We start from the raw sequence: 24,352 nt of genomic DNA, 5'->3' as shown, positions 1-24,352 counted from the left end.
TCCACCATGAGTGTAACCGATGAAAAAATAATGCTGACAAGTTTTGACGAGACCCAGGCGAAGCGTGCTCTGGAGCTGGCCCGCGAGACCCTGGACATCGAAGGCGAAGCGATTCGCAAGCTGACGGCGCGCCTCGGCCAGGACGACAGCCTGCCGCGCGCGGTGGCGTTGATGCTGGCTTGCAAAGGCCGCGTGGTCGTCTCGGGCATCGGCAAATCGGGTCACATCGGCCGCAAGATTGCCGCCACCCTGGCCTCGACCGGCACCCCGGCCCTGTTCCTGCACCCGGCCGAAGCCGCGCACGGCGACCTCGGCATGGTCACCCCGCAGGACGTGCTGATCGCGATCTCGTATTCCGGCGAAAGCGCCGAGCTGGCAGTCGTGATTCCGGCCGTCAAGCGCATGGGCGTGCCGGTGATCGCCATGACCGGCAAGTCGGGCTCGCGCCTGGCACAGGTATCCGACGTGCACCTCGACGTCTCGGTCGAGAAGGAAGCCTGCCCGCTGAACCTGGCGCCGACCGCCTCCACCACCGTCACGCTGGCCTTGGGCGACGCGCTGGCCGTCGCGCTGCTGGAACTGCGCGGCTTCAAGTCCGAAGATTTCGCCCTGTCGCACCCGGGCGGCGCCCTGGGCCGCAAGCTGCTGACCCACGTGCGCGACGTGATGCGCAGCGGCGATGCCGTCCCGCAAGTGAAGCCGGACGCGCCGCTCACCGAAGCGCTGCTGGAAATTTCGCAGAAGGGCATGGGCATGACCGCCATCGTCGACGATGCCGGCCGCCCGGTCGGCGTGTTCACCGACGGCGACCTGCGCCGCCTGTTCGAGAAGACCCATGATTTCAGCAAGCTGACGATCCGTGACGTCATGCACGCGAATCCGCGCCGTATCCATCCGGAACAGCTGGCGGTCGACGCCGTGGCCGTGATGGAGGAATTCCGCATCAACCAGATGCTGGTGACCGACGCCGACGACGTGCTGGTCGGCGCCCTGCACATCCACGACCTGACCCGCGCCAAGGTGATCTGATGGTGACCCCGCTCGAACACGTACAGCGCGCGGCGCGCGTGAAGGTCATGATCTTCGACGTCGACGGCGTGCTGACCGACGGCAGCCTGACCTATGACGCCAACGGCGAGATCACCAAGACCTTCTTCGTGCTGGACGGCCTCGGCATCCAGCTGCTGAACCGCACCGGCGTGCGCACCGCGATCATCAGCGCGCGACGTTCGCCGATCGTCGATCGGCGGGCCTCGGACCTCGGGATCACCCACGTGTTCCAGGGCCAGCACGACAAGCGCCTGGCCTTCGCCGAGCTGCTGGAACAGACCGGCGTGACGGCCGAGGAGTGCGGCTACATCGGCGACGACGTGATCGACCTGCCGCTGCTCACCCGCGTCGGCTTCGCGGTGACGGTGCCGAGCGGGCATCCGGAAGTGCAGCACCGCGCGCACTACGTGACGAAGAACGCGGGCGGCCGCGGCGCCGTGCGCGAAGTCTGCGACATGGTGATGCGCGCCCAGGGCACTTACGAACAGGCACTGGCACCGTACTTTGGATAATCCCTCGCAAGCCATGGCGACCACCACCTACGTCAACAAGCGTACCGCCCACCGCTGGCGTCTGCTGGCCCTGATGCTGGCGGCCGTGTTCTTTGCCTTCGGCAGCTTCTGGCTGGTGCAGGTGATGCGCGGCGACGCCGGGGGACCGAACGTCAACGTGGGCAACGATCCGGACTACATCATCGACAACTTCAGCTTCGTGCGCATGTCGGAAACCGGCCAGCCGCGCTATGTGATCTCGGGCGAGCGCCTGACCCACCGCCCGGCCGACAACACCTCGGTGATCGAGAAGCCGGTGGTGCAGAACATGAGCACCGAGCATCCGAACATGACCATGACGGCGGACACCGCCCACGTCAACCAGGACCAGAACCAGATCGACCTGGCCGGCAACGTCGATATCTCGCGCCCGGGCAGCAAGACCACGCAGCCGCTGCGCATCCGCACCGAGGCGTTGACCGTGCTGCCGGACGAGGAAATCGCCAAGACCGACAAACCGATCGAGATGAAGGTGGGCGCCTCGGTGGTGACGGGCGTCGGCATGGTCGCCAACAATGCCACGATGCAGCTGCAGGTGGGCGGACGCGGCAGGATTACCTTGCCGCCGCGCACGGCGCGTTGATGGCGGCTGACAGGACAACTGAAAGGACTCGCATCCAATGAAAAAAATATTCGCTGTGGCCGCGCTTGCGCTGGCAACCCTGACCGCCTCGGCGGAGCGGGCCGATTCGCTCAAGCAGGCCCAGGTCGATTTCAACAACGGCCACCTCGACGAGGTCACCCAGACCCGCACCCTGACCGGCAACGTCGTGCTGACGCGCGGCACGCTGCTGATCAAGTCGGACAAGGCCGTGATGAAGGAAACCCCGGAAGGCTACATGCTCCTCACGCTGACGGCCGAGCCGGGCAAGGTCGCGAGCTTCCGCCAGAAGCGCGACGGCGGCCCCGACCTGTGGACCGAGGGCCAGGCCCAGCGCATCGAATACGACGAGCGCACCGAGGTGGTCAAGCTGTTCTCGAACGCCGTCGTCAAGCAACTCGAAGGCAAGCGCATGACCAGCGAGGTCACCGGTCCGTTCATCTCCTACGACAACCGCACCGAGCAGGCCAACGTGCACAACGACGCCAGCGGCGAGAGCAAGCAGGGCGGCGGCCGCAGCACCATCATCATCGCGCCGCGCAGGACCGCACCGGCCGCGTCCGCAACGACCCCGGCAGGAGCAGGAAAGCAATGATGGATGTCCACGCAGAAGCCGCCGCGACCGGCATCGTCAGTGGCGGCAGCACCCTGGTCGTCAAGGGCCTGCAGAAGAGCTACGGCAAGCGCCTGGTGGTGCGCGACGTCTCGCTGCAGGTCGCCTGCGGCGAAGTGGTCGGCCTGCTCGGCCCGAACGGCGCCGGCAAGACGACCTCGTTCTACATGATCGTGGGCCTGGTGCCGGCCGATGCCGGCGCCATCGTCATCAACGGCACCGACATCACGAGCCTGCCGATCCACCGCCGCGCCAATCTCGGCCTGTCCTACCTGCCGCAGGAAGCCTCGGTGTTCCGCAAGCTGACGGTGGAAGAGAACATCCGCGCCGTGCTGGAACTGCAGCGCGAGGACGGCAAGCCGCTGAGCAAGAACCGCATGCAGGAACGCCTGGACGAGTTGCTGGCCGAGCTGCAGATCGAGAAGCTGCGCGAGAACCCGGCGCTGTCGCTGTCGGGCGGCGAGCGCCGCCGCGTGGAGATCGCACGCGCGCTGGCCACCAATCCGCGCTTCGTGCTGCTGGACGAGCCCTTCGCCGGCGTCGACCCGATTGCCGTGATCGAGATCCAGCGCATCGTGCGCTTCCTGAAGGAGCGCGGCATCGGCGTCCTGATCACCGACCACAACGTGCGTGAAACGCTCGGCATTTGCGACCGCGCCTACATCATCAACCAGGGCGCGGTCCTGGCCTCCGGCCGCCCAGACGATATCATCGCCAACGAATCCGTCCGCCGCGTCTACCTGGGTGAACATTTCCGGATGTAGTCATGAAACAGACGCTGCAACTCAAGACCTCACAGCACCTTGCGCTGACACCGCAACTCCAGCAGTCGATCCGTCTGCTGCAGCTGTCCACGCTCGAACTCCACCAGGAGATCGAACAGGTCCTGGGCGAGAACCCGCTGCTCGAGCGCCTCGACGATCCGCTCGACCGCTCGGTGCGCCTGCTGGCCGACGGCGCGATCAATAACGGCACGCAGACCTCCACCACGCCCGATGCGCCGCCCACCTCCGGCCAGGGCGAGGAAGGCGGCGGCAACGGCGAGGCCGAGGGTCAGCATGAAGGCGGCGACGAAGCCGCCGGCGGCGACCACGACATGGAGTGGGGCGAGCCCGGCCGCTCGGGCAACGGCGGCGAGGACGAGGACGGCCGCCCGCAACTGGAAGCCAGTCCGGTCTCGCTGCGCGAACACCTGATGGAACAGGTGCGCCTGACCTGCATCTCGCCGCGCGACTGCGCGCTGGTCGAGATCGTCGTCGATTCCCTCGACGACAACGGCTACCTCGAAGAATCGCTGGACGACATCCACGCGCGCCTGCCGGCCGAACTCGAAATCGAATTCGAGGAACTGCGCACCGCGCTGTCGCTGGTGCAAAGCATGGACCCGCCCGGCGTGGGCGCACGCAGCGCCGCCGAATGCCTGGCCCTGCAGATTCGCCGCATGCCCGGCGTGCCGCTGGTGACGCGACGCATGGCGCTGACCATCGTCGAGCGTTATCTGACCTGGTTCGCGCAGCGCGAATTCAACAAGCTCAAGAAAGCCCTCGACTGCGACGACGAAGACCTGCGCGAAGCCCAGGCCGTCATCCGCCAGTGCAATCCGCATCCGGGCGCGACCTTCGCTTCCGATGTCTCCGACTTCGTGGTGCCGGACGTGATCGTGCGCCGCGCGAAGGATGGCTGGAGCGTGCAATTGAATCCGGAAGTGATGCCGCGCCTGCGCGTGAACAGCGTGTACGCGGCCTTGCTGAAGCAGGGGAAATCGGAGTCCCAGTTGAATGCGCAATTGCAGGAAGCCAAGTGGCTCATCAAAAATATGCGCCAGCGCTTCGACACGATCCTGCGCGTGGCGCAAGCAATCGTCGAGCGCCAACGGAACTTTTTCTCGCACGGCGCGGTTGCCATGCGGCCCCTTGTTTTACGTGAGATAGCTGATACACTAGGTCTACACGAGAGCACAATTTCTCGTGTCACAACTCAGAAATACATGCTGACGCCGCACGGCATGTTCGAGTTGAAGTACTTTTTCGGGAGTCACGTCGCGACCGAGGCAGGAGGTGAAGCATCCTCGACCGCGATCCGGGCTCTCATCGTACAACTCACAGGAGCAGAAGACCCTAAGAACCCTTTATCCGACAGCAAGATCGCGGAGATGCTGGGGGAACAGGGAATGGTTATCGCACGCCGCACGGTCGCCAAGTACCGCGAGGCGCTGAAGATCCCACCCGTCAGCCTCCGCAAATCCTTGTAATAAGCTGCAGGTATCCCAAGGCCGGCAGCGCATCTTCAAAGGAGTGTGTATGAATCTCACTATCAGCGGACATCATCTCGATGTAACCCCAGCAATCCGAGAATACGTACAGAACAAGCTTGAACGCATCACCCGCCATTTCGATCAAGTGATCGACTCCCACGTCATCCTCTGCATAGACAACCTCACCGAAAAAGAGAAGCGCCAGAAGGCCGAGATCAACCTGCGCGTTGCCGGGAAGATCGTTCACGTCGCCAGTGCCGCGCACGATCTCTACGCCGCGATCGACATGCTGATGGACCGCCTCGACCGCCAGGTGCAGAAGTACAAGCAAATGTTGCAGGATCACAGTCACACCGCACTCAAACGCATGGCCAACGAGACCACCGAGGGAGGAGAAGCTGCTGCTACAGCGTGATCATTCCGCTGGCACAGCATAGGTAAGACGAAGGGCGCATTTGGCGCCCTTTTTGCTTTATTGGGCGCGCTACAATGCGGTTTTCTTTTCAATAAATATAAGAGACATGAGCGAATACGTGCAGACCCGCGTTGCCAACGGCACCGGCATCATTACCCTGGACCGTCCCAAGGCGCTGAACTCGCTGTCGCTGGAGATGGTGCGCGCACTCACCGAGACTTTGCTGGCATGGCGCGAGGACGCAAGCGTCGACGCCGTCGTCATTACCAGCAGCAGCGAGAAAGCCCTGTGCGCAGGCGGCGATATCCGCTTCTTCCACCAGGCCGGCCATGCGACCCCCGCATCTGCCGGCTGCGGCAGTGCTCTGCTGGAAGACTTCTTTACCGAAGAATACGCCCTCAACCACCTGATTCACTTCTATCCGAAGCCGTATATCGCGCTGATGGATGGCGTGGTGATGGGCGGCGGCATGGGCATCGCCCAGGGCGGCCCGGACACCGGTCTGCGCATCGTGACCGAACGTACCAAGGTGGCGATGCCCGAGGTGAACATCGGCCTGTTCCCAGACGTCGGCGGCAGCCACTTCCTGTCGCACGCGCCGGGCGCGCTCGGCATGTATCTGGGGCTGACCGGCCTCACCATCGGCGCCGCCGATGCGCTGTACGTCGGCCTGGCCGACGTGTTCGTGCCGTCCGCCGAACTGGCCGCATTGCACGCGCTGATCGCCGCGACGCCAGGCGCGCAGCTGGCGCAAGCGATCCGCGCCTTCGCCGCACCGTTCGCGCAGCAGGCCGGTGCCAGCGAGCTGGAAGCACAGCGCGCGCTGGTCGACCGACACTTCGGCGCATCGTCGGTGCAGGCTGTCATGGACGCGCTCGAAGGCGACGCCAGCCCCTTCGCGCAGAAGGCCTTGAACGCGATGCGCCAGCGCTCGCCCCTGATGATGTGCGTGACGCGCGAGATGCTGGTGCGTGGCGCCGTCCTGGACGTGGCCGACTGCCTGCGCATGGAGCGCTCGCTGGTACGGCGCAATTTCGAACACGGCGAAGTGCTGGAAGGCGTGCGCGCGCTAGTGATCGACAAGGACAATGCGCCGCAATGGAATCCGCCCTCGCTCGACGCAGTGACGCCCGAGATGGTGGCGCGCTTCTTCGAGCCGGTGTGGCCGGCCTGGGCCCATCCGCTGCGCCATCTCTGAGATGCTGCGCGCGCCGGCATCGTGGCATGCACGCCTGGCCGGCTACCGCTGGTCGGCCCAGGATATCGGCTGCTCCGAGGCGGACGTGTTCCGTCTGGATGCCGACGGCCGTCCCAGCCTGTTCGTGAAGCGCGAGCTTGCGGCGCCGCTGGCGGAACTGCGCGGCGAAGCCGAGCGCCTGCGCTGGCTGGCCACCGCCGCCATCCCCTGTGCGCCGGTGCTCGACCTGGCCGCGAGCGGCGGCCACGACTGGCTGCTGCTGGGCGCCTTGCCCGGACGCGACCTGCTGGCATCGGACATCGCGCCCGCTGCCGGCATCGAATTGCTGGCGCAGGCGCTGCGGGCGCTGCACGCGCTCGATCCGCGCAGCTGTCCCTTCGACCATCGCGCCGCCGCGCGCATCGCCCACGCACGTGCGCGCATGGCGGCTGGCCTGGTCGACGAGGACGATCTCGACGACGAACACCAGGGCCTGGCGCCCGCGGTCCTGTTCGCGCGCCTGCAGGCGCTGGCGCCCGTTGCCGAAGACCTGGTCGTCACGCATGGCGACGCCTGCCTGCCCAATCTGATCGTCGACGAGGCCGGCTGCTTGAGCGGCTGGATCGATTGCGGGCGCCTGGGCGTGGCCGACCGCTGGCAGGACCTGGCGCTGGCCACGCGCGACATCGCCGGGGAATGGGGGCAGGAATGGTGCGCGCCTTTCCTGCGCGCCTACGGCATCGAAGAGGATGCCGGCAAGAGCGCCTTCTACCGTCTGCTCGACGAATTCTTCTGATTGTTGGCCCGGCACCTTGCAACATCGTCACGATTTTTGTGTGATGATTTCATCAAACGATGAAATATCTGCATCTTGCGCATGGCGAATGCAGAACAACAATAGAGGAGGCCGCTTTGTCATTCCTGATCGTCCTGGCCGCACTGGCCTTCCTGATGGTGGCCGCCTACCGCGGCTACAGCGTGATCCTGTTCGCGCCGATCGCCGCGCTCGGCGCGGTCCTGTTCACCGATCCGTCCGCCGTGGCCCCGGTGTTTTCCGGCATCTTCATGGAAAAGATGGTCGGCTTCGTCAAGCTCTACTTCCCGGTCTTCATGCTCGGCGCCGTGTTCGGCAAGGTGATCGAGATGTCCGGCTTCTCGAAGTCGATCGTGCAGGCCGCGATCCGCTACATCGGCCGCTCGCGCGCGAACGCCGTGATCGTCGCCGTGTGCGCGCTGCTGACCTATGGCGGCGTGTCGCTGTTCGTGGTGGTGTTTGCGGTGTACCCCTTCGCCGCTGAGCTCTACCGGCAAAGCAATATTCCGAAGCGCCTGATGCCGGGTGCGATCGCGCTGGGCGCCTTCTCGTTCACCATGGATTCGCTGCCCGGGACGCCGCAGATCCAGAACATCATCCCGACCACCTTCTTCAAGACCACCGGCTGGGCCGCACCGGTGCTGGGCACCATCGGCTCGCTGTTCATCATCGTGGTCGGCCTGGCCTACCTGGAGTGGCGCCGCCGCGCGGCGATGGCGAAAGGCGAGGGCTACGGCACCGCGCTCGCCAACGAGCCGCTCGAGGACACCGGCAAGGAAGCGCTGCCGCATCCCCTGGTTGCGGTCCTGCCGCTGGTGCTGGTGGGCGTCGCCAACTTCGCGTTCACCAGGATGATCCCGGTCTGGTACGGCGGCGATGCCTACACGGTGCCGGCCGAGATCCTGCCCGGTGTCCACACCCCGGTGACGGCCACCATCAAGACCGTGCTGGCGATCTGGGCGGTCGAAGCCGCGCTGCTGCTCGGCATCCTGCTGGTGGTGGCCACGGCTTTCCGCCGCGTCAGCCAGCGCTTTGCCAGCGGTTCGAAGGAAGCGGTCGGCGGTGCGCTGCTGGCGGCGATGAACACCGCGTCCGAGTACGGCTTCGGCGGCGTGATCGCCGCGCTGCCGGGTTTCATCGTCGTCAGCGATGCCTTGAAGGGGATTCCGAATCCGCTGGTGAATGCGGCGGTGTCGGTGAGCTCGCTGGCCGGCATCACCGGCTCGGCCTCGGGCGGCATGAGCATTGCGCTGGCGGCCATGTCCGACCTGTTCATCCAGGGCGCGCAGGCGGCCCACATTCCGCTGGAAGTGCTGCACCGCGTGGTGGCGATGGCCAGCGGCGGCATGGACACGCTGCCGCACAACGGCGCCGTGATCACCCTGCTGGCGGTGACCGGACTCACGCATCGCGAGTCGTATCGCGAGATCTTTGCGATTACCGTCATCAAGACGCTGGCAGTGTTCTTTGTGATTGGGGTGTTTTACGCGACCGGGCTGGTATAAGTGACAGAGGGAGCATGAGCCGCCGGTTGGGTTCCCACTAAATCAGGTCGATTGCCTGTCGCAGGAGTCGGCAGGTTTGGGGCAAGCCTTGTTGTTCGAGTGTCGCCACATAGTCCTCGGCCGATTTCGGCGGCTTTCTCAACTTGGTGCGACAGCCCTTTATCACCCTTAACATGCGGATTTGGTCGAGGTCGTACTGCGCAACGAGAAAGTCGTCAGGATGCAGTACTTCGATCGAGTGCCGCGCCAGGCTCTTTTCAGGAAAATCCTTCAGATTGAAGGTGACGATGGCATCGGCATGGCCTACGATTGCCGCTGCAAGCACGTGTCGGTCGTCCGGATCTGGCAGGGTCAGTGTGGGAATGAGGTATTCGTAGTTTTCTACCAGTGCATCCTCGACTACTTGATTCATCAGGGACGCCGTATGCAGGAGCTTGTGCTTGTCCAGGTCAGGGCGCTTCGCGCTGAGGTTACGGATCCACTCATCGTGTATTTGAGCGGTCCAACGCGCACCGTAGATGCCTTCGTCAGCCAGGCTCATTAGTAGGTCACGCAGCGGTGCCGGGAATAGCACGCATGCATCGAGCACCGCCGTATAGCGATAGTAGCCGGCTATTAGTAGCCCAGATCGAGTTCCTGTGCCTGGTCAACCAACTCTTGCAGCGCATCTTGGGATGCCTTTTTCCTTCGCTCCTTATAGGCGACCACATCCTCAAACCTGATCCGTCGATGCGTTCCGACCTTGTGAAACGGGATTTTCCCTTCGTCGAGCATCCTGACCAAATATGGACGCGAAACGTTCAGAAACATGGCTGCTTCCTGCGTCGAGACATCCATTTCCTTCGGCATGATGGCCACCGCATGCCCCTGGGCGAGGGTGCCCAACATGTCTGCGAACAAGCGCAGAACATTGGGAGGAAGTTTCAGGATAGGAGCGCCTTCAATTCTCTCGACACCGTCTTCCACGATGGCGATATTGACTGCACGAGAGTGGTCGAGGGCGCTGACAATGCAGCGTTGTGCTGCCTTGGCCAGTTCTACATCCTCCTTGTTTTCCAAGCGATCAATCACATCAGACATCGTTTTCTCCGATCTTTCCTTGGAGGCAGGACCTCAAATTCATTTTAATCGAATTCTAAGAAATAAACGAAATAAACGCAACAGCACTTGTCTATCGTGTGGCTTGAAAAGTCGGCATGTGCCCGTCAACGGACGAGCGCGAAAAGATATGGACGTGACGCGGCAACGCGGTGTCCGTTCAGTGGTGTAAGAAGATTTTGTGCGCCGCTATGCAGGTGTGCGGCGCCGCGATGGATGCGTTTTAGTGCTGCTCGCGATGCCGGATCACCACCCGCTCGCTCTCGCCGAAATACACCCCCAGCCGCTCCGCCATGTACACGGAGCGGTGCTGGCCGCCGGTGCAGCCGACCGCCACCGTCAGGTAGCTGCGGTTGTCGGTCTTGAACGAGGGCAGCCATTTCGCCACGAAGGCGCGGATGTCGGCCAGCATCTCGGTGGCCTGCGGCTGGGCGTCGAGGAAGGCGATGACGGGCGCGTCCTTACCGGTGAGCGGGCGCAGCGTCAGGTCGTAGTAGGGGTTCGGCACGGCGCGCACGTCGAACACGAAGTCGGCGTCCAGCGGCACGCCGCGCTTGAAGGCGAAGGATTCGAAGAACAGGGTCAGCTTCGCGTATTCGATCTCGGCCAGCTCCTTGACCCAGGCGCGCAGCTTGTTCGCCGACATTTCCGAGGTGTCGATCACGTGGCCCAGCTTCTCGATCGAGCCCAGGCGATCGCGCTCTTCCGAGATGCATTCGATCAGCGTGCGGCGCGAAGCCGGATTCTCGCCCGGGCGCAGCTCGTGCGACAGCGGGTGGCTGCGGCGGGTTTCCGAGAAGCGCGCCACCAGCGAGTGGGTGCTGGCGGTCAGGTACATCACCTTGACGTTGTGGCCCTGTTCGCGCAGCGCGCGTACCGTGGCCGGCAGTTCGACCAGCGACTCGGCGCTGCGGGCGTCGACCGCGACCGCGACGCACTTGCTGTCGGCGCCGTTGATCGTCTCGACCAGCGAGGGCAGCAGGGCAGGCGGCAGGTTGTCGACGCAGTAGTAGCCTGCGTCTTCGAGGACGTTGAGGGCAACCGATTTGCCGGAGCCCGAGATACCGGTAATGAGAACGATGCGCATGCGGTAATGATACTGTAAACCGTTTAGTCGCCGCTCATCGCCTGGCGTTGACGTTCCATGAACTCCTGCAGCGTATCGATGCCGCGCAGCTGCAGGATGGTGTTGCGCACGGCGGCCTCGAGCAGCACCGCGATGTTGCGGCCGGCCGCGACCGGGATCACGACCTTGCGGATCGGCAGGCCGAGCACGTCTTCGGTCGGGAAGTGGAAGGGCAGGCGCTCGACTTCCTCGTCCAGCGCGCCGCGCTTGACCAGGTGGACGATGAGCTTCAGCCGCATCTTGCGGCGCACCGCGGTCTCGCCGAAGATCGCCTTGATGTCCAGCAGGCCCAGGCCGCGCACTTCCAGCAGGTTCTGCAGCAGCGGCGGGCAGCGGCCTTCGATCATGTTCGGCGCGATGCGCGAGAATTCGACGGCGTCGTCGGCCACCAGGCCGTGCGAACGTGAGATCAGCTCCAGGCCCAGCTCGCTTTTACCGAGGCCGGAGTCGCCGGTGATCAGGACGCCCACGCCCAGCACGTCCATGAACACGCCATGCATGATGACGCGCTGTGCCAGCTTCTTGGATAAATAGACGCGCAGGAAGTCGATCACCTGGGCCGCCGGCAGCGGGGTCGAGAACAGCGGAATGTTCTGCTCGTCGCAGATGGCGAGGATGTCCGGCGGGGTGTCCAGGCCCTGGGCGATGATCAGGGCCGGCGGGCCGCCCGCGATCATCTCGCCGATCATGTGGCTGCGCGAGCCGCTCTTGAGGCGCTGGTAGTAATTCAGTTCCTGATGCCCGAACACCTGGATGCGGCCCGGGTGGATCAGGTTCAGGTGGCCGACCTGGTCGGCGGCAGAGACGGCGTCGCCCGAGATCAGGCGCTCGCCGCCGGGGAAACCTGCGAACCAGCCAAGTTGCAAACTATCGCGATTGTCGTCGTACAGCCTCTGGATGGTCAGCGGGGTCTGGAGCATGGTTTGATTTTATCCCAGAGCCTGCAGGCTCGGCTGCCAGTTGATGATGCGCTCATGCACCGAGCGCGGATCCGGATCGGTGGCCAGCGCGGTGCGCACGGCTTCGTCCGAGAACAGTTCGGCGATCTCGGACAGGATCTCCAGGTGTTGCTGGGTCACGTGGTCCGGAATCAGCAGGAAAAACAGCAGGCTGACCGGCTGGCCATCCGGCGATTCGAAGGGGATCGGCTCGGCCAGGCGCACGAAAGCGGCCAGCGGCGACTTCAGACTCTTGCTGCCCTTGATGCGGCCGTGCGGCACGGCCACGCCATGGCCGAGCCCGGTCGAACCGAGGCGTTCGCGCGCGAACAGGTTGTCCGAGACGGTCGAGCGGGCAATGCCGCAGTTGTTCTCGAAAATCAGACCGGCCTGTTCAAAGGCGCGCTTCTTGCTCGACACTTCCAGGTCGAGCTGAACGTTTTCGAGCGACAGAATTTTGCTTAAATTAGTCATAACACGCTTCGATATTGCGGTGCACCAGGTGCTTGCGAGCGGGAATTATAGGCCGGTTTCCTGGCCGTGACATTCGATTTCGCGTCTGTACGGCAAGCTGTTTTAGCCCCGCCATAAAACGTCGATTTGAGCGCGCGCAACCGTTTTGCATTCATACGCAATTTCCGCTACGAAATTTCAAATTTGACGAACGGAAAGGGTATTTTTAAGCCCATCTTTCGTATTTTCTAGCTGAATCTTGCCGGTCTACCCAGTATCGATCTGGGCGCCAGGACGCGATTGACGTCGCGCCCAAGACACGGGCTTGTCGCTGGAAACGGACACTAGATGGGGGCGAGGCGCAGCTTTTCTATACAAGCCGTGATTTCACTGGCGGGCAGTACGCAAATTCGACGGTTTGCCGGTGCTGAAATTGGCGCGCCAGGGATTGATGTCCAGTCCGCCACGCCGGGTGTAGCGGGCATAGACGGCCAGCTTGTTCGGCTTGCAGTGCTGCAGGATGTCGGTGAAGATGCGCTCGACACATTGCTCGTGGAATTCGTTGTGCTCGCGGAAGCCGATCAGGTAGCGCAGCAGGCTTTCCTGGTCGATCTGCGGACCGGCGTAATGGATTTGTACGCTGCCCCAGTCCGGCTGGCCCGTCACCAGGCAGTTCGATTTCAGCAGGTGCGACACCAGGGTCTCTTCGACCGCGGCTTCCTCATGGTTGGCGCGGAGCAGGTGCGGCGCCGGCGCATAGTTGTCGACCTCGACGTCGAGGCGGTCCAGCAGCAGGCCTTCCAGTTCGCCCATCTTCAGCTTGCCGAAGTCTTCCGCCAGGGTCAGGCTCACGTGGACCGGTGCGCCGAAGGCGTTCGACAGGTCTTCGCGCAGCAGTGCCAGCAGGGCATTGGTGTTCGCCAGGCGGGTCTGGTTGAAGGAATTCAGGTACAGCTTGAACGACTTCGATTCGACGATGTTCGGCGAATCGGCAGGCGCCGTCACGGTCGCGATCGCCACTTGCGGCTTGCCGCGCATGTTCAGCCACGACAGTTCGTAGGCATTCCAGATGTCGACGCCAAAGAAGGGCAGGGTGCCCTTCAGGCCGAGTTCGTCGCGCTTTTGCTGGCGCGGGATCGGGAACAGCAGCTCGGGTGCGTATTCGGTCTGGTAGGCCGAGGTCTTTCCGAGCGGCGATTGATCAGGGGTATTGGTCATATTCAGGTCTCGATACGCCGGCAAACTGGCCGGTCGGCGACGGCAAAGCCGCGTATCGTACACCTTTATGCCAATCGATGCGCATTCGGTTCGTGGGCTCGGGGAGCCCACCCTACATGGCACGCTCAACCGTAGGGTGGGCACTCTGTGCCCACGCACAACATTACAAGAACAGCTTGTACACCGGGTTCTGGGTCTCGTCCCAATGCCGATAACCTAGCGTCGCGAGGAACTCGCGGAACTCCGCCATCTCCCCAGCCGGCACCTGCAAGCCAACCAGAATGCGCCCGACATCGCCGCCCTGGTTACGATAATGGAACAGCGAGATATTCCAGTTCGGCGCCATGCTGTCCAGGAAGCGCATCAGCGCACCCGGGCGTTCCGGGAATTCGAAGCGGTACAGCAGCTCGTCATGGGCCAGCGGGCTCTTGCCGCCCACCAGGTGGCGTACGTGCAGCTTGGCCAGTTCGTCGTGGCTCAGGTCGAGCGTGCGGAAGCCGTGCTCCTCGAAGGTGCGCGCCACCGTCGCCGACTCGCTGCGGTCGCCGATCTGCACGCCCACGAACACGTGGGCTTCGCGCTCGTCGCTGATGCGGTAGATGAATTCCGTAACGTTGCGCGGCCCCACCAGCGAGCAGAAACGTTTGAAGCTGCCGCGCTGCTCGGGGATGGTCACGGCGAACACGGCTTCCCGCGCCTCGCCGACCTCGGCGCGTTCGGCCACGAAGCGCAGGCGGTCGAAGTTCATGTTGGCGCCGCAGGCCACCGCCACCAGGGTCTCGTTCCTGACCGGGTTGCGGGTCAGCTGCGAGCGCTCCACATACGCCTTGGCGCCGGCCACCGCCAGCGCGCCGGCCGGTTCGAGGATGCTGCGCGTGTCCTGGAACACGTCCTGGATCGCCGCGCAGATGGCGTCGGTATCGACGATCACGATCTCGTCGACGACTTCCTTGGCAATGCGGAAGGTTTCCTCGCCCACCAGACGGACCGCGGTGCCGTCCGAGAACAGCCCGACGTCGGGCAGGGTCACGCGTTCGCCGGCTTTCAAACTCCTCGCCATCGCATCCGAATCGACGGTCTGCACGCCGATCACCTTGATGTCCGGGCGCACCGCTTTCACGTAGGCGCCCACGCCGGAGATCAGGCCGCCGCCGCCGATCGCCACAAAAATCGCGTGGATCGGGCCGGAATGCTGGCGCAGGATCTCCATGCCGATGGTGCCCTGGCCGGCGATCACGTCCGGATCGTCGAAGGGGTGCACGAAGGTCAGCTTCTGCTCGCGTTCGAGCAGCAGGGCATGGTTGTAGGCGTCGGTATAGGAATCGCCGTGCAGCACGACTTCGACGTTCGCACCGCCGCGCGCCTTGACCGCGTTGATCTTCACCGGCGGCGTGGTGGTCGGCATCACCACCAGCGCGCGGCAGCCGAGCCGGCTGGCCGACAGTGCCACGCCTTGCGCATGGTTGCCGGCCGAAGCGCAAATCACGCCGCGCTTCAACTGTTCCGGCGCTAGGCGCGCCATCTTGTTGTAGGCGCCGCGCAGCTTGAAGCTGAACACGCTCTGCATGTCTTCGCGCTTGAAATAGATACGGTTGGCGAAGCGCTGGGACAGCGTGGGGGCGAATTCGAGCGGGGTTTCCTGGGCCACGTCGTAGACGCGCGCGGTCAGGATTTTCTTGAGGTAGTCGGTGGTCATGGCGGATCCAAAAGAGCTGTTTTCCGGGCGACGCTGGACTGTCCTGCCATGGCGGTAACCGACGAGGTGTTCAGTGTGGCGGGCCATGCCGGGTGGAGCGGAGCCTACCGTGTCGTGATGCTGGGTTTTCCTCATTATAATGGACCGGTCCAATTTGACCACCGCGCCCCATGATCGAGTCCGCCGTCCTCTGGCTGCTGAAAATTCTTGCCGCCCCGGCCGTCGGGCTCACCTCCGTCTTCCTGATCGCATTCGTGTCGGCGACCCTGCTGCCGCTGGGCTCCGAGCCGGCCGTGTTCGCGGTCGTCAAAGCCAACCCGGCGATGTTCTGGCCGGCCGTGCTGGTCGCCACCCTCGGCAACACGCTGGGCGGCGCGGTCGACTACTGGATCGGCTACCGCGCCAAGGTCGCCTTCGCCAAGGAGAGGAAGTCGCGCTGGTTCCACTGGCTGGCGCGCTACGGCTCCAAGACCATGCTGCTGTCCTGGGTGCCGGGCATCGGCGATCCGCTGTGCACGCTGGCCGGCTGGCTGCATCTGCCGTTCTGGTCCAGCGTGATGTACATGGCGATCGGTAAGTTCGGGCGCTATATCTTCATGACCGCGACTTTGCTGTATGTGCCGGATGGGTGGTGGAAGTGGATTGGCGATACGACTAGCCGCTGGTTCTGAAGCATTCGTCGGTGGCCCACGCTGCCTGCACCCGGCACTCGCCGCGCGCCTGGGCCGCCAGGACTCTTTCTTTGGCAGCCGCCACCGAGACGCGCTGCCCGTCGAGAATCGCGCGCAGGCGGTCGATCTCGGCCAAGCGCGCGTCCAGCTGGCCGAGCAGGGCGTCCTTCAACGCAGTGCCGTGCAGAGCGGCGATGCTGCGAATCGTGTCCAGCGAAAAGCCGAGCGTCTGGCCGAGCTGGATCAGGTCCAGCCGCGCCAGCGCATCGTCCTGGTAGACCCGGTAGCCGTTGGCGCCGCGCTGCGCCTTCGGCAGCAAACCTTCCTTTTCGTAGTAGCGGATGGTCGATGCCGGAATGCCGCTGCGCTCCGCGAGTTCGCCGATTTTCATTTGCTGCTTGACCTTGAAGTTGACTTCAAGCTTAGGATACCTCATCCCTATCGAATCGAGACCCAAGCATGCTCTTTACGCCCCTGACCCTGCCCAACGGCGCCATCGTCCCCAACCGCCTGGCCAAGGCCGCCATGGAAGAAACCCTGGCCGACGCCGGCCAGTTGCCGGGACCGCGGATCCAGCACCTTTATCGACGCTGGGCCGAGGGCGGCACGGGACTGCTCATCACCGGCAATGTGATGGTCGACCGGCGCGCGCTGACCGGCCCGGGCACCATCGCATTGGAAGCCGGCACGCCGCTCGACCCGTTCAAGGCCTGGGCACAGGCGGCACGCGCGCATGGTGCCCAGGTCTGGATGCAGATCAGCCACCCGGGCCGCCAGGTCATGGCCAACATGGGCGGGCTGGCCTGGGCGCCGTCGGCGGTGGCGCTGGACATGGGCAAGCACAGCAAGATGTTCGCGCAGCCGGTGGCCATGACGGAGGCCGACATCGCCAACGTGATCGAACGCTTTGCAAGCACCGCCCGCGCCGCCGAGCAGGCCGGCTTCACGGGCGTGCAGATCCATGCGGCGCATGGCTATCTGATTTCGCAGTTCCTGTCGCCGCTGACGAACCGCCGCGATGACGCCTGGGGCGGCAGCCTGGCCCAGCGTGCGCGCCTGCTGCTGGAGGTCGTGCGCGCGGTGCGGGCCCGCGTCGCGCCGGGTTTCTGCATCGGGGTGAAACTGAATTCGGCCGACTTCCAGCGCGGCGGCTTTTCCGAAGACGATGCCAGGCAGGTGCTGGCGATGCTGAATGCCGAGCAGGTCGACCTGGTCGAACTCTCGGGCGGCAGTTACGAAAGCCCGGCCATGCAGGGCCGCACCGCCGATGGCCGCACGCTCGCGCGCGAAGCCTATTTCCTGGAATTCGCGCGCGAGCTGGCGCAGGTGGCGACCATGCCCCTGATGACCACCGGCGGCATTGCGCGGCGCGCGATCGCCGAACAGGTGCTGCAGAGCGGCGTTGCCATGGCCGGTATCGCGACCGCGCTGGCGGCGGTGCCGGACCTGCCGCGCCAATGGCAGGCGGGACGCGAACCGGTGGCCGCCATGCCCGCAGTCGACTGGAAGGACAAGGCCTTGGTCAGCCTGGCGCGCATGGCGCTGGTGCGGCGCCGGCTGCATGCGCTGGCCGAGGGCGGCGGAGCGCTGGCCGCCTACAGCCCGGCTTTCACGCTGCTGCTCGACCAGTTGCGCAGCCTACGTCTGACGCGGCGCTACCGGGCCTGGTCCACCCAGCGTGGATAACATGCCGTCCCGATCACAAAGCCGAGTTTTCTGTGCAAAAACGCCTTCCCATGCATCGGAAATTTGTATGGAAGCCTTTTTTGCCGTTGTTTCTGCTAAACCAGTCTTGTGAAAATCGCTCGCTGCGCAGCGTGGTGCATCGCAATAAGCTAGAATGACTGTCCACTACGCGTCAGTTCGTCAGCCTCCGATAGCCCATGAACGCACCTGCCAATATCCACGCCCTGCTCGAAGAGAACGCGCCCGCCCGCCTGCGCGAGATCCCCTATAACTACACCTCGTTCTCCGATCGCGAAATCGTGATCCGGCTGCTGGGCGAATCCTCGTGGCGCCTGCTCGACGAATTGCGCGGTGCACGCCAGACCGGCCGTTCGGCGCGCATGCTGTACGAGGTGCTGGGCGACATCTGGGTGGTGCGCCGCAATCCCTACCTGCAGGACGACATGCTGGACAACCCGAAGCGGCGCGCCAAGCTGATCGAGGCCCTGCATCACCGCCTGGCCGAAGTCGACAAGCGCCGCCTGACGGTGGACGCCGGCGACAACCTCGACGCCGCCACCAGCGCCGCGCGCAGCCAGGCGGTCGAACAGCTGCTCGAAGCGGCGCGCAAGGCGGTCGACGATTTCGGCCGCGAGTTCCGCGAGATGTACGACCTGCGCAAGCGCGCCAAGGCCGTGCTGGGCCGCTACACCGACAAGCGCAACATCCGCTTCGACGGCATGCACCGCACCTCGCACGTGACCGACGCCACCGACTGGCGCGTCGAATACCCCTTCCTGGTGCTGCTGCCGGACAGCGAGGACGAGATGGCCGGCCTGGTGAAGGGCTGCATCGAGCTCGGGTTGACCATCATCCCGCGCGGCGGCGGTACCGGCTACACCGGCGGCGCGATTCCGCTGACGCCGATGTCGGCCGTGATCAACACCGAAAAACTGATCGCCCTCGGCGAAGTCGAGATGAGCCGCCTGCCGGGCGTGGACCGCGATTACGCGACCATCTACACCGGCGCCGGCGTGGTCACGCAGCGCGTCTCGCAGGCCGCCGAAAAGGCCGGCTTCGTGTTCGCGGTGGACCCGACCTCGGCCCACGCTTCCTGCATCGGCGGGAACATCGCCATGAACGCGGGCGGCAAGAAGGCCGTGCTGTGGGGGACGGCGCTCGACAACCTCGCTTCCTGGCGCATGGTCGACCCGAACGGCGACTGGCTGGACGTGACCCGCGTCGACCACAACCTCGGCAAGATCCACGACGCCCCTGTCGCGACCTTCAAGCTGGAGTGGACGCACCCATCGGAGAAGGGCGCACCCAAGGGCACGCCTTTCCGCACCGAGATGCTCAGCATCGAAGGCCGCCGCTTCCGCAAGGAGGGCCTGGGCAAGGACGTGACCGACAAATTCCTGGCCGGCCTGCCGGGCATCCAGAAGGAGGGGACCGATGGCCTGATCACCTCCAGCCGCTGGATCCTGCACAAGATGCCGAAGTTCACGCGCACCGTGGCGCTGGAATTCTTCGGCCAGGCGCGCGATGCGATTCCGTCGATCGTCGAGATCAAAGACTATCTCGATAGCCTGCCGAAGAACGGCAAGCCGGAGTTCGCCAGCCTGCGCCTGGCGGGCCTGGAGCACCTGGACGAGCGCTACCTGCGCGCGGTCGGCTATGCGACCAAATCGAAGCGCGGCACGCTGCCGAAGATGGCGCTGTTCGGCGACATCGTCGGCGACGACGAGAACGCCGTCGCGCAGGCCGCGTCGGAAGTGGTGCGGCTGGCGAATACCCGCGTCGGCGAAGGCTTCATCGCCGTCAGCGCCGAAGCGCGCAAGAAGTTCTGGCTGGACCGCGCACGCACCGCGGCCATCGCGCGCCACACCAACGCCTTCAAGATCAACGAAGACGTCGTCATTCCCCTGAACCGCATGGGCGAGTACACCGACGGCATCGAGCGCATCAACATCGAGCTGTCGATCAAGAACAAGCTGCAGCTGGTCGAGGAACTGCATGCCTGGATCACGTCCGGCACGCTGGAAGTGATGAAGGCGGACGATGCCACCGGCGAGGGCGTCTCGAAGGAAGAGATCCTCGGCGACCGTCCGCAGCAGGCCGACGAATTGCTGGCGAAGACCGCCGCACGCTGGGGCTGGCTGCTGGCGAACCTCGACCAGCCGCTGAAGGACGCGCTGCCGAAGCTGGCCGAATTCGGGCTGGATGGTTTCTACGAGAACTTCGAGCGCCGCCTGAACGCGCAGCCGCAGGCGCGTCTGTTCGACGTGGTGCAGGACCACACCGTGCGCGTCTCGTGGAAGAACGACATCCGCGCGCCGCTGCGCCAGATCTTCAACGGCGCGGCTTACAAACCGATCCTGGACGAAGCCACCGCCATCCACCAGCGCGTGCTGCGTTCGCGCGTCTTCGTGGCGCTGCACATGCACGCCGGCGATGGCAACGTCCACACCAACCTGCCGGTCAACTCCGACGATTACGCGATGCTGCAGGATGCGCATAAAGCGGTCGAGCGCATCATGAAGCTGGCCCGTTCGCTGGACGGCGTGATCTCGGGCGAGCACGGCATCGGCATCACCAAGCTCGAGTTCCTGACCGACGAAGAGATCGCCGAGTTCCGCGACTACAAGCAGCGCGTCGACCCGGAAGGCCGCTTCAACAAGGGCAAGCTGCTCAACACGAGCGCGGTGGCGGCCGATCTGACCAACGCCTACACGCCGTCCTTCGGCCTGATGGGCCACGAATCGCTGATCATGCAGCAGAGCGATATCGGCGCCATCGCCAACAGCATCAAGGACTGCCTGCGCTGCGGGAAGTGCAAGCCGGTCTGCACGACCCACGTGCCGCAATCGAATTTGCTGTACTCGCCGCGCGACAAGATCCTCGCGACCTCCGCGCTGATCGAGGCCTTCCTGTACGAAGAGCAAACCCGCCGCGGCGTCTCGATCCGGCACTGGGAAGAATTCGAGGACGTGTCCGACCACTGCACCGTGTGCCACAAATGCGTGACGCCGTGCCCGGTCAACATCGACTTCGGCGACGTCTCGATGAACATGCGTAACCTGCTGCGCAAGATGGACAAGCGCAGCTTCAAGCCGGCCAACCGCGCCGCCATGTTCTTCCTGAACGCGACCGACCCGACCACCATCAACGCTACCCGCAAGGCGATGGTCGATCTGGGCTACAAGGCGCAGCGCCTGGGCGCGAGCGTGCTGAAGGCGGTGGCGAAAGAGCAGACCAAGGCACCGCCGCCGACCACCGGCAAGGCGCCGATCCGCGAGCAGGTGATCCACTTCGTGAACAAGAAGATGCCGGGCAACCTGCCGAAGAAGACCGCGCGCGCCCTGCTGGACATCGAGGACGACAAGGTCATCCCGATCATCCGCAATCCGAAGCGGACCAATGCGGATACGGAAGCGGTGTTCTACTTCCCCGGCTGCGGCTCCGAGCGCCTGTTCTCGCAGGTCGGCCTGGCCACCCAGGCGATGCTGTGGGAAGTCGGCGTGCAGACCGTGCTGCCGCCGGGCTATCTGTGCTGCGGCTATCCGCAGCGCGGCGCCGGCCAGTACGACAAGGCCGACAAGATGATGACCGATAACCGCGTGCTGTTCCACCGCATGGCGAACACGCTGAACTACCTCGACATCAAGACGGTGCTGGTTTCCTGCGGCACCTGCTACGACCAGTTGGCGACCTATGAATTCGAGAAGATCTTCCCGGGCTGCCGCATCATGGACATCCACGAGTACCTGCTCGAGAAGGGCGTCAAGCTGGAAGGCGTGACCGGTACCCGCTACATGTACCACGACCCCTGCCACACGCCGATGAAGCTGCAGGACTCGATGAAGACCGTGAACGCGCTGGTGCAGACCGCGGACAACGTCAAGATCGAGAAGAACGACCGCTGCTGCGGCGAGTCGGGCACCTTCGCCGTGTCCCGTCCGGACATCGCGACCCAGGTCCGCTTCCGGAAGGAAGAAGAGATGGAGAAGGGCGCGGATAAACTGCGCGCCGACGGCTTCAAGGGCGACGTCAAGATCCTGACCAGCTGCCCATCCTGCCTGCAGGGCCTGTCGCGCTACAACGACGACGCCGGCACGACTGCCGACTACATCGTGGTCGAGATCGCGCGGCATCTGCTGGGCGAGAACTGGCTGCCGAACTACGTGGCGAATGCCAACAACGGCGGTATCGAAAGGGTGCTGGTATGACGTCCAGGGTGATGGGCTGCGAGCTGTGCGAACTGGCGGCTTCTGCGAAAGTGGTCGCGAACGAGAAGTTTTCCGTGATCCTGGCAGAGGAGCCCAACTATCCCGGCTTCGCCCGCGTGGTGTGGAACGGGCACGTGCGCGAGATGAGCGACCTGCTTGATGCCGACCGGCTGCTGTTGAACGAAGCCGTGTTCAAGCTCGAGCAGGCGGTGCGCGAGGCGATGCAGCCGCTGAAGGTGAATGTGGCGAGCCTGGGCAACGTGGTGCCGCACCTGCACTGGCACGTGATTCCGCGCTACGCCGACGACGCGCATTTCCCGGCGCCGGTGTGGGCCCAGGCGGTGCGTGAAACGCCTGCGGATGTGCTGGAACAGCGGCGCGCCCTGATGCCGCAATTGAAGCAGGCGATCGAGCGGAAGTTCGCGAAGCAGTAAAATGATCCCACTTCGTCGTTCCCGCGAAAGCGGGAACCCATGCTGCGCCTATGTGAACGCGACGTATGGATTCCCGCCTGCGCGGGAATGACGGTTTATCATCGGTCACCATTTATCGACACCATGCGCATCCCAACCAGCCTCACCATCCGCCAGCAATCCAAAGTGCTGGAAATCGCCTTCGACGACGGCGCCGCCTTCTCCATCCCCTTCGAGCTGATGCGCGTCTACTCGCCCTCGGCCGAAGTGATGGGCCACGGTCCGGGCCAGGAAGTACTGCAGGTCGGCAAGCGCGAAGTCGGCATCAACGGCGTCGAGCCGGTCGGCAATTACGCGATCAAGCCGCTGTTCACCGACGGCCACGAGTCCGGCATCTTTACCTGGGATTACCTGTACAAGCTGGGCAGCGAACAGGAAACCCTGTGGCAGGACTACATGCAGCGCCTGCACGCCGCCGGTTTCGTGGGCGACGTCGGCCGCGAATCGCGCACGGTGCTGCCGGGTACCCCAATCAAAGCGATCAGCGGCTGCGGCCACAAGCATTAAAAGCAGCACATAAAACGAAAAAAGCGCCGGCGAAACCGCTCGGCGCTTTTTTTATGCCGGTTAAACCGGCTGGTCGGCAATTACGCCTGCGGCTGGATATTTGCAGCTTGCTTGCCCTTCGGGCCGGTGGTGATATCGAAGCTGACGCGCTGGTTTTCCGCCAGGGACTTGAAGCCGGCCGTGTTGATTGCCGAGAAGTGCGCGAACAGATCGTCGCCGCCATCATCCGGTTTGATGAAGCCGAAGCCCTTGGAGTCGTTAAACCATTTCACAGTGCCAGTCGCCATGTCTTTTCTCTCTTAAAAGGAATTATCCAAAACTTTGCCACGTCCCCAGGTCTCCGCCGTGGCGAACTGAACAAAGCTGAATCACTATAAGCAAAATTTAGGGAAAGTGCTGCACGATTGAATTGAAATTTTTTTTAGTGTTGTTATTTCCGCGACAACAGCTCAGCAGTATGGGCCGCGCGTGCTGCCGACCCGCTTGCCGGTCCGGCAAGCCCCGCGCCTGTGCCCAGGATGAGCCTTGTATAATGCGACAAGATCAAACTGGCAAACGATATGACCAACACCACCCATTTCGGCTACAAGACCGTTTCCGAGGACGACAAGGTCCACGAGGTCGCCAAGGTTTTCCACTCGGTTGCGTCGAAGTACGACGTGATGAACGACCTGATGTCCGGCGGCCTGCACCGCATCTGGAAGACCTTCACGATCGCCCAGGCGGGCGTGCGCCCCGGCTTCAAGGTGCTCGACATCGCCGGCGGCACCGGCGATCTGGCCAAGGCCTTCGCCAAGCAGGCCGGGCCGAGCGGCGAGGTCTGGCTCACCGACATCAACGAATCGATGCTGCGCGTTGGCCGCGACCGTCTATTGAATAAAGGTCTAGTGACCCCCACCTTGCTGTGTGACGCGGAAAAGTTGCCCTTCCCGGACAACTACTTCGACCGGGTCAGCGTGGCCTTCGGCCTGCGCAACATGACGCACAAGGACCAGGCGCTGGCGGAAATGCGCCGCGTGCTCAAGCCCGGCGGCAAGTTGCTGGTGCTGGAGTTCTCGAAAGTGGCCGCGCCGCTGCAGAAGCCGTACGACATCTATTCGTTCTCGGTGCTGCCGTGGCTGGGCCAGCGCATCGCCAACGATGCCGAGAGCTACCGCTACCTGGCGGAATCGATCCGCATGCACCCGGACCAGGAAACGCTGAAATCCATGATGGAAACGGTGGGCCTGGAACGCGTGCAGTACTACAACCTGACGGCTGGTGTGGCTGCACTGCACACCGGCATCAAACTTTGAGGT

Annotated in this window: 25 protein-coding genes; 16 read left to right on the top strand and 9 right to left on the bottom strand. The window is 64.0% G+C overall.

Going from position 1 to position 24,352, the window contains the following annotated elements; translation table 11 throughout:
* Positions 1 to 6: 6 nt before the first annotated feature.
* The 10 genes from NX782_RS02755 to NX782_RS02710 all read left to right on the top strand — a co-directional run bounded on the left by NX782_RS02755 (position 7) and on the right by NX782_RS02710 (position 8,980).
* Positions 7 to 1,029 (top strand): KpsF/GutQ family sugar-phosphate isomerase, encoded by a 1,023-nt coding sequence (locus NX782_RS02755; protein WP_308632784.1) that lies wholly within the window; start codon positions 7 to 9, stop codon positions 1,027 to 1,029.
* The gene (locus NX782_RS02750) at positions 1,029 to 1,562 is read left to right on the top strand and encodes a KdsC family phosphatase (protein WP_258843965.1); all 534 of its coding nucleotides are present in this window, start codon (positions 1,029 to 1,031) and stop codon (positions 1,560 to 1,562) included. Before NX782_RS02755 ends, NX782_RS02750 begins: the two co-directional genes overlap by 1 nt.
* A 13-nt stretch (positions 1,563 to 1,575) precedes the next feature.
* Positions 1,576 to 2,184: an LPS export ABC transporter periplasmic protein LptC gene (lptC, locus tag NX782_RS02745; RefSeq protein ID WP_258843964.1), complete on the top strand. Its 609-nt coding sequence runs from the start codon at positions 1,576 to 1,578 to the stop codon at positions 2,182 to 2,184.
* A gap of 37 nt (positions 2,185 to 2,221) precedes the next feature.
* Positions 2,222 to 2,797, top strand: coding sequence for a lipopolysaccharide transport periplasmic protein LptA (lptA, locus tag NX782_RS02740; protein ID WP_258843963.1), 576 nt, complete (start codon positions 2,222 to 2,224; stop codon positions 2,795 to 2,797).
* The gene (lptB, locus tag NX782_RS02735; RefSeq protein WP_258843962.1) at positions 2,794 to 3,579 is read left to right on the top strand and encodes an LPS export ABC transporter ATP-binding protein; all 786 of its coding nucleotides are present in this window, start codon (positions 2,794 to 2,796) and stop codon (positions 3,577 to 3,579) included. Before lptA ends, lptB begins: the two co-directional genes overlap by 4 nt.
* A gap of 2 nt (positions 3,580 to 3,581) precedes the next feature.
* A complete protein-coding gene (locus NX782_RS02730; RefSeq protein ID WP_258843961.1) occupies positions 3,582 to 5,066 on the top strand; it encodes an RNA polymerase factor sigma-54 in 1,485 nt (494 codons plus the stop codon).
* A 49-nt stretch (positions 5,067 to 5,115) separates the two neighbouring features.
* Complete coding sequence (hpf, locus tag NX782_RS02725; RefSeq protein WP_258843960.1) at positions 5,116 to 5,484, top strand: ribosome hibernation-promoting factor, HPF/YfiA family; 369 nt, start codon at positions 5,116 to 5,118, stop codon at positions 5,482 to 5,484.
* Positions 5,485 to 5,590: 106 nt separating this feature from the next.
* Entirely contained in the window at positions 5,591 to 6,682 is a 1,092-nt protein-coding gene (locus tag NX782_RS02720) for an enoyl-CoA hydratase/isomerase family protein (protein WP_258843959.1), read from the top strand.
* Between the two features lies 1 nt (position 6,683).
* Positions 6,684 to 7,457, top strand: a complete 774-nt coding sequence (locus NX782_RS02715) for an APH(3')-II family aminoglycoside O-phosphotransferase (protein WP_258843958.1) — start codon at positions 6,684 to 6,686, stop codon at positions 7,455 to 7,457.
* A gap of 116 nt (positions 7,458 to 7,573) precedes the next feature.
* Positions 7,574 to 8,980 carry a GntP family permease gene (locus NX782_RS02710; protein ID WP_258843957.1) on the top strand — a complete coding sequence of 469 codons (1,407 nt, stop codon included), beginning with the start codon at positions 7,574 to 7,576 and terminating at the stop codon, positions 8,978 to 8,980.
* A gap of 37 nt (positions 8,981 to 9,017) precedes the next feature.
* On the opposite strand, the gene NX782_RS02705 is transcribed toward NX782_RS02710, so the two are convergent.
* The 7 genes from NX782_RS02705 to ilvA all read right to left on the bottom strand — a co-directional run bounded on the left by NX782_RS02705 (position 9,018) and on the right by ilvA (position 15,509).
* On the bottom strand, positions 9,018 to 9,569 hold the full coding sequence (locus NX782_RS02705) for a PIN domain-containing protein (protein ID WP_370661752.1): 552 nt from the start codon (positions 9,567 to 9,569) through the stop codon (positions 9,018 to 9,020).
* A gap of 26 nt (positions 9,570 to 9,595) precedes the next feature.
* Entirely contained in the window at positions 9,596 to 10,060 is a 465-nt protein-coding gene (locus NX782_RS02700; RefSeq protein WP_258843956.1) for a helix-turn-helix domain-containing protein, read from the bottom strand.
* Between the two features lie 241 nt (positions 10,061 to 10,301).
* Entirely contained in the window at positions 10,302 to 11,165 is an 864-nt protein-coding gene (gene rapZ, locus NX782_RS02695) for an RNase adapter RapZ (protein WP_258843955.1), read from the bottom strand.
* A 23-nt stretch (positions 11,166 to 11,188) separates the two neighbouring features.
* Complete coding sequence (gene hprK, locus NX782_RS02690; protein WP_258843954.1) at positions 11,189 to 12,124, bottom strand: HPr(Ser) kinase/phosphatase; 936 nt, start codon at positions 12,122 to 12,124, stop codon at positions 11,189 to 11,191.
* Between the two features lie 9 nt (positions 12,125 to 12,133).
* On the bottom strand, positions 12,134 to 12,616 hold the full coding sequence (locus tag NX782_RS02685; RefSeq protein ID WP_258843953.1) for a PTS sugar transporter subunit IIA: 483 nt from the start codon (positions 12,614 to 12,616) through the stop codon (positions 12,134 to 12,136).
* Positions 12,617 to 12,982: 366 nt separating this feature from the next.
* A complete protein-coding gene (gene queF / locus NX782_RS02680) occupies positions 12,983 to 13,813 on the bottom strand; it encodes an NADPH-dependent 7-cyano-7-deazaguanine reductase QueF (protein WP_258843952.1) in 831 nt (276 codons plus the stop codon).
* Positions 13,814 to 13,976: 163 nt separating this feature from the next.
* Entirely contained in the window at positions 13,977 to 15,509 is a 1,533-nt protein-coding gene (gene ilvA, locus NX782_RS02675) for a threonine ammonia-lyase, biosynthetic (RefSeq protein ID WP_258843951.1), read from the bottom strand.
* 170 nt (positions 15,510 to 15,679) lie between these two features.
* Here ilvA and NX782_RS02670 point away from each other — a divergent pair, with 170 nt between their 5' ends.
* Positions 15,680 to 16,180 (top strand): YqaA family protein, encoded by a 501-nt coding sequence (locus NX782_RS02670; RefSeq protein WP_258843950.1) that lies wholly within the window; start codon positions 15,680 to 15,682, stop codon positions 16,178 to 16,180.
* Here the strand turns inward: NX782_RS02670 and NX782_RS02665 are convergent.
* Entirely contained in the window at positions 16,164 to 16,616 is a 453-nt protein-coding gene (locus tag NX782_RS02665; RefSeq protein WP_258843949.1) for a MerR family transcriptional regulator, read from the bottom strand. The genes NX782_RS02670 and NX782_RS02665 overlap by 17 nt on opposite strands.
* A gap of 23 nt (positions 16,617 to 16,639) precedes the next feature.
* Between NX782_RS02665 and NX782_RS02660 the strand changes: the two genes are divergently transcribed.
* The 4 genes from NX782_RS02660 to NX782_RS02645 all read left to right on the top strand — a co-directional run bounded on the left by NX782_RS02660 (position 16,640) and on the right by NX782_RS02645 (position 23,054).
* A complete protein-coding gene (locus NX782_RS02660) occupies positions 16,640 to 17,866 on the top strand; it encodes an NADH:flavin oxidoreductase/NADH oxidase family protein (RefSeq protein WP_258843948.1) in 1,227 nt (408 codons plus the stop codon).
* A gap of 197 nt (positions 17,867 to 18,063) precedes the next feature.
* A complete protein-coding gene (locus tag NX782_RS02655) occupies positions 18,064 to 22,074 on the top strand; it encodes a DUF3683 domain-containing protein (protein WP_258843947.1) in 4,011 nt (1,336 codons plus the stop codon).
* Positions 22,071 to 22,508 (top strand): HIT family protein, encoded by a 438-nt coding sequence (locus tag NX782_RS02650; RefSeq protein ID WP_258843946.1) that lies wholly within the window; start codon positions 22,071 to 22,073, stop codon positions 22,506 to 22,508. The genes NX782_RS02655 and NX782_RS02650 overlap by 4 nt, the downstream gene beginning before the upstream one ends.
* 123 nt (positions 22,509 to 22,631) lie before the next feature.
* Entirely contained in the window at positions 22,632 to 23,054 is a 423-nt protein-coding gene (locus tag NX782_RS02645; RefSeq protein ID WP_258843945.1) for a gamma-butyrobetaine hydroxylase family protein, read from the top strand.
* Between the two features lie 80 nt (positions 23,055 to 23,134).
* Here NX782_RS02645 and NX782_RS02640 read toward each other — a convergent pair whose 3' ends face one another.
* Positions 23,135 to 23,341, bottom strand: a complete 207-nt coding sequence (locus NX782_RS02640; protein ID WP_258843944.1) for a cold-shock protein — start codon at positions 23,339 to 23,341, stop codon at positions 23,135 to 23,137.
* Positions 23,342 to 23,614: 273 nt separating this feature from the next.
* Here NX782_RS02640 and ubiE point away from each other — a divergent pair, with 273 nt between their 5' ends.
* On the top strand, positions 23,615 to 24,349 hold the full coding sequence (gene ubiE, locus NX782_RS02635) for a bifunctional demethylmenaquinone methyltransferase/2-methoxy-6-polyprenyl-1,4-benzoquinol methylase UbiE (protein WP_258843943.1): 735 nt from the start codon (positions 23,615 to 23,617) through the stop codon (positions 24,347 to 24,349).
* Positions 24,350 to 24,352 lie beyond the last annotated feature (3 nt).

Source organism: Massilia norwichensis (assembly GCF_024753245.1).
In the GTDB taxonomy this organism is placed as follows: domain Bacteria; phylum Pseudomonadota; class Gammaproteobacteria; order Burkholderiales; family Burkholderiaceae_D; genus Telluria; species Telluria norwichensis.
This window is presented reverse-complemented; position numbering and strand designations above follow the sequence as displayed.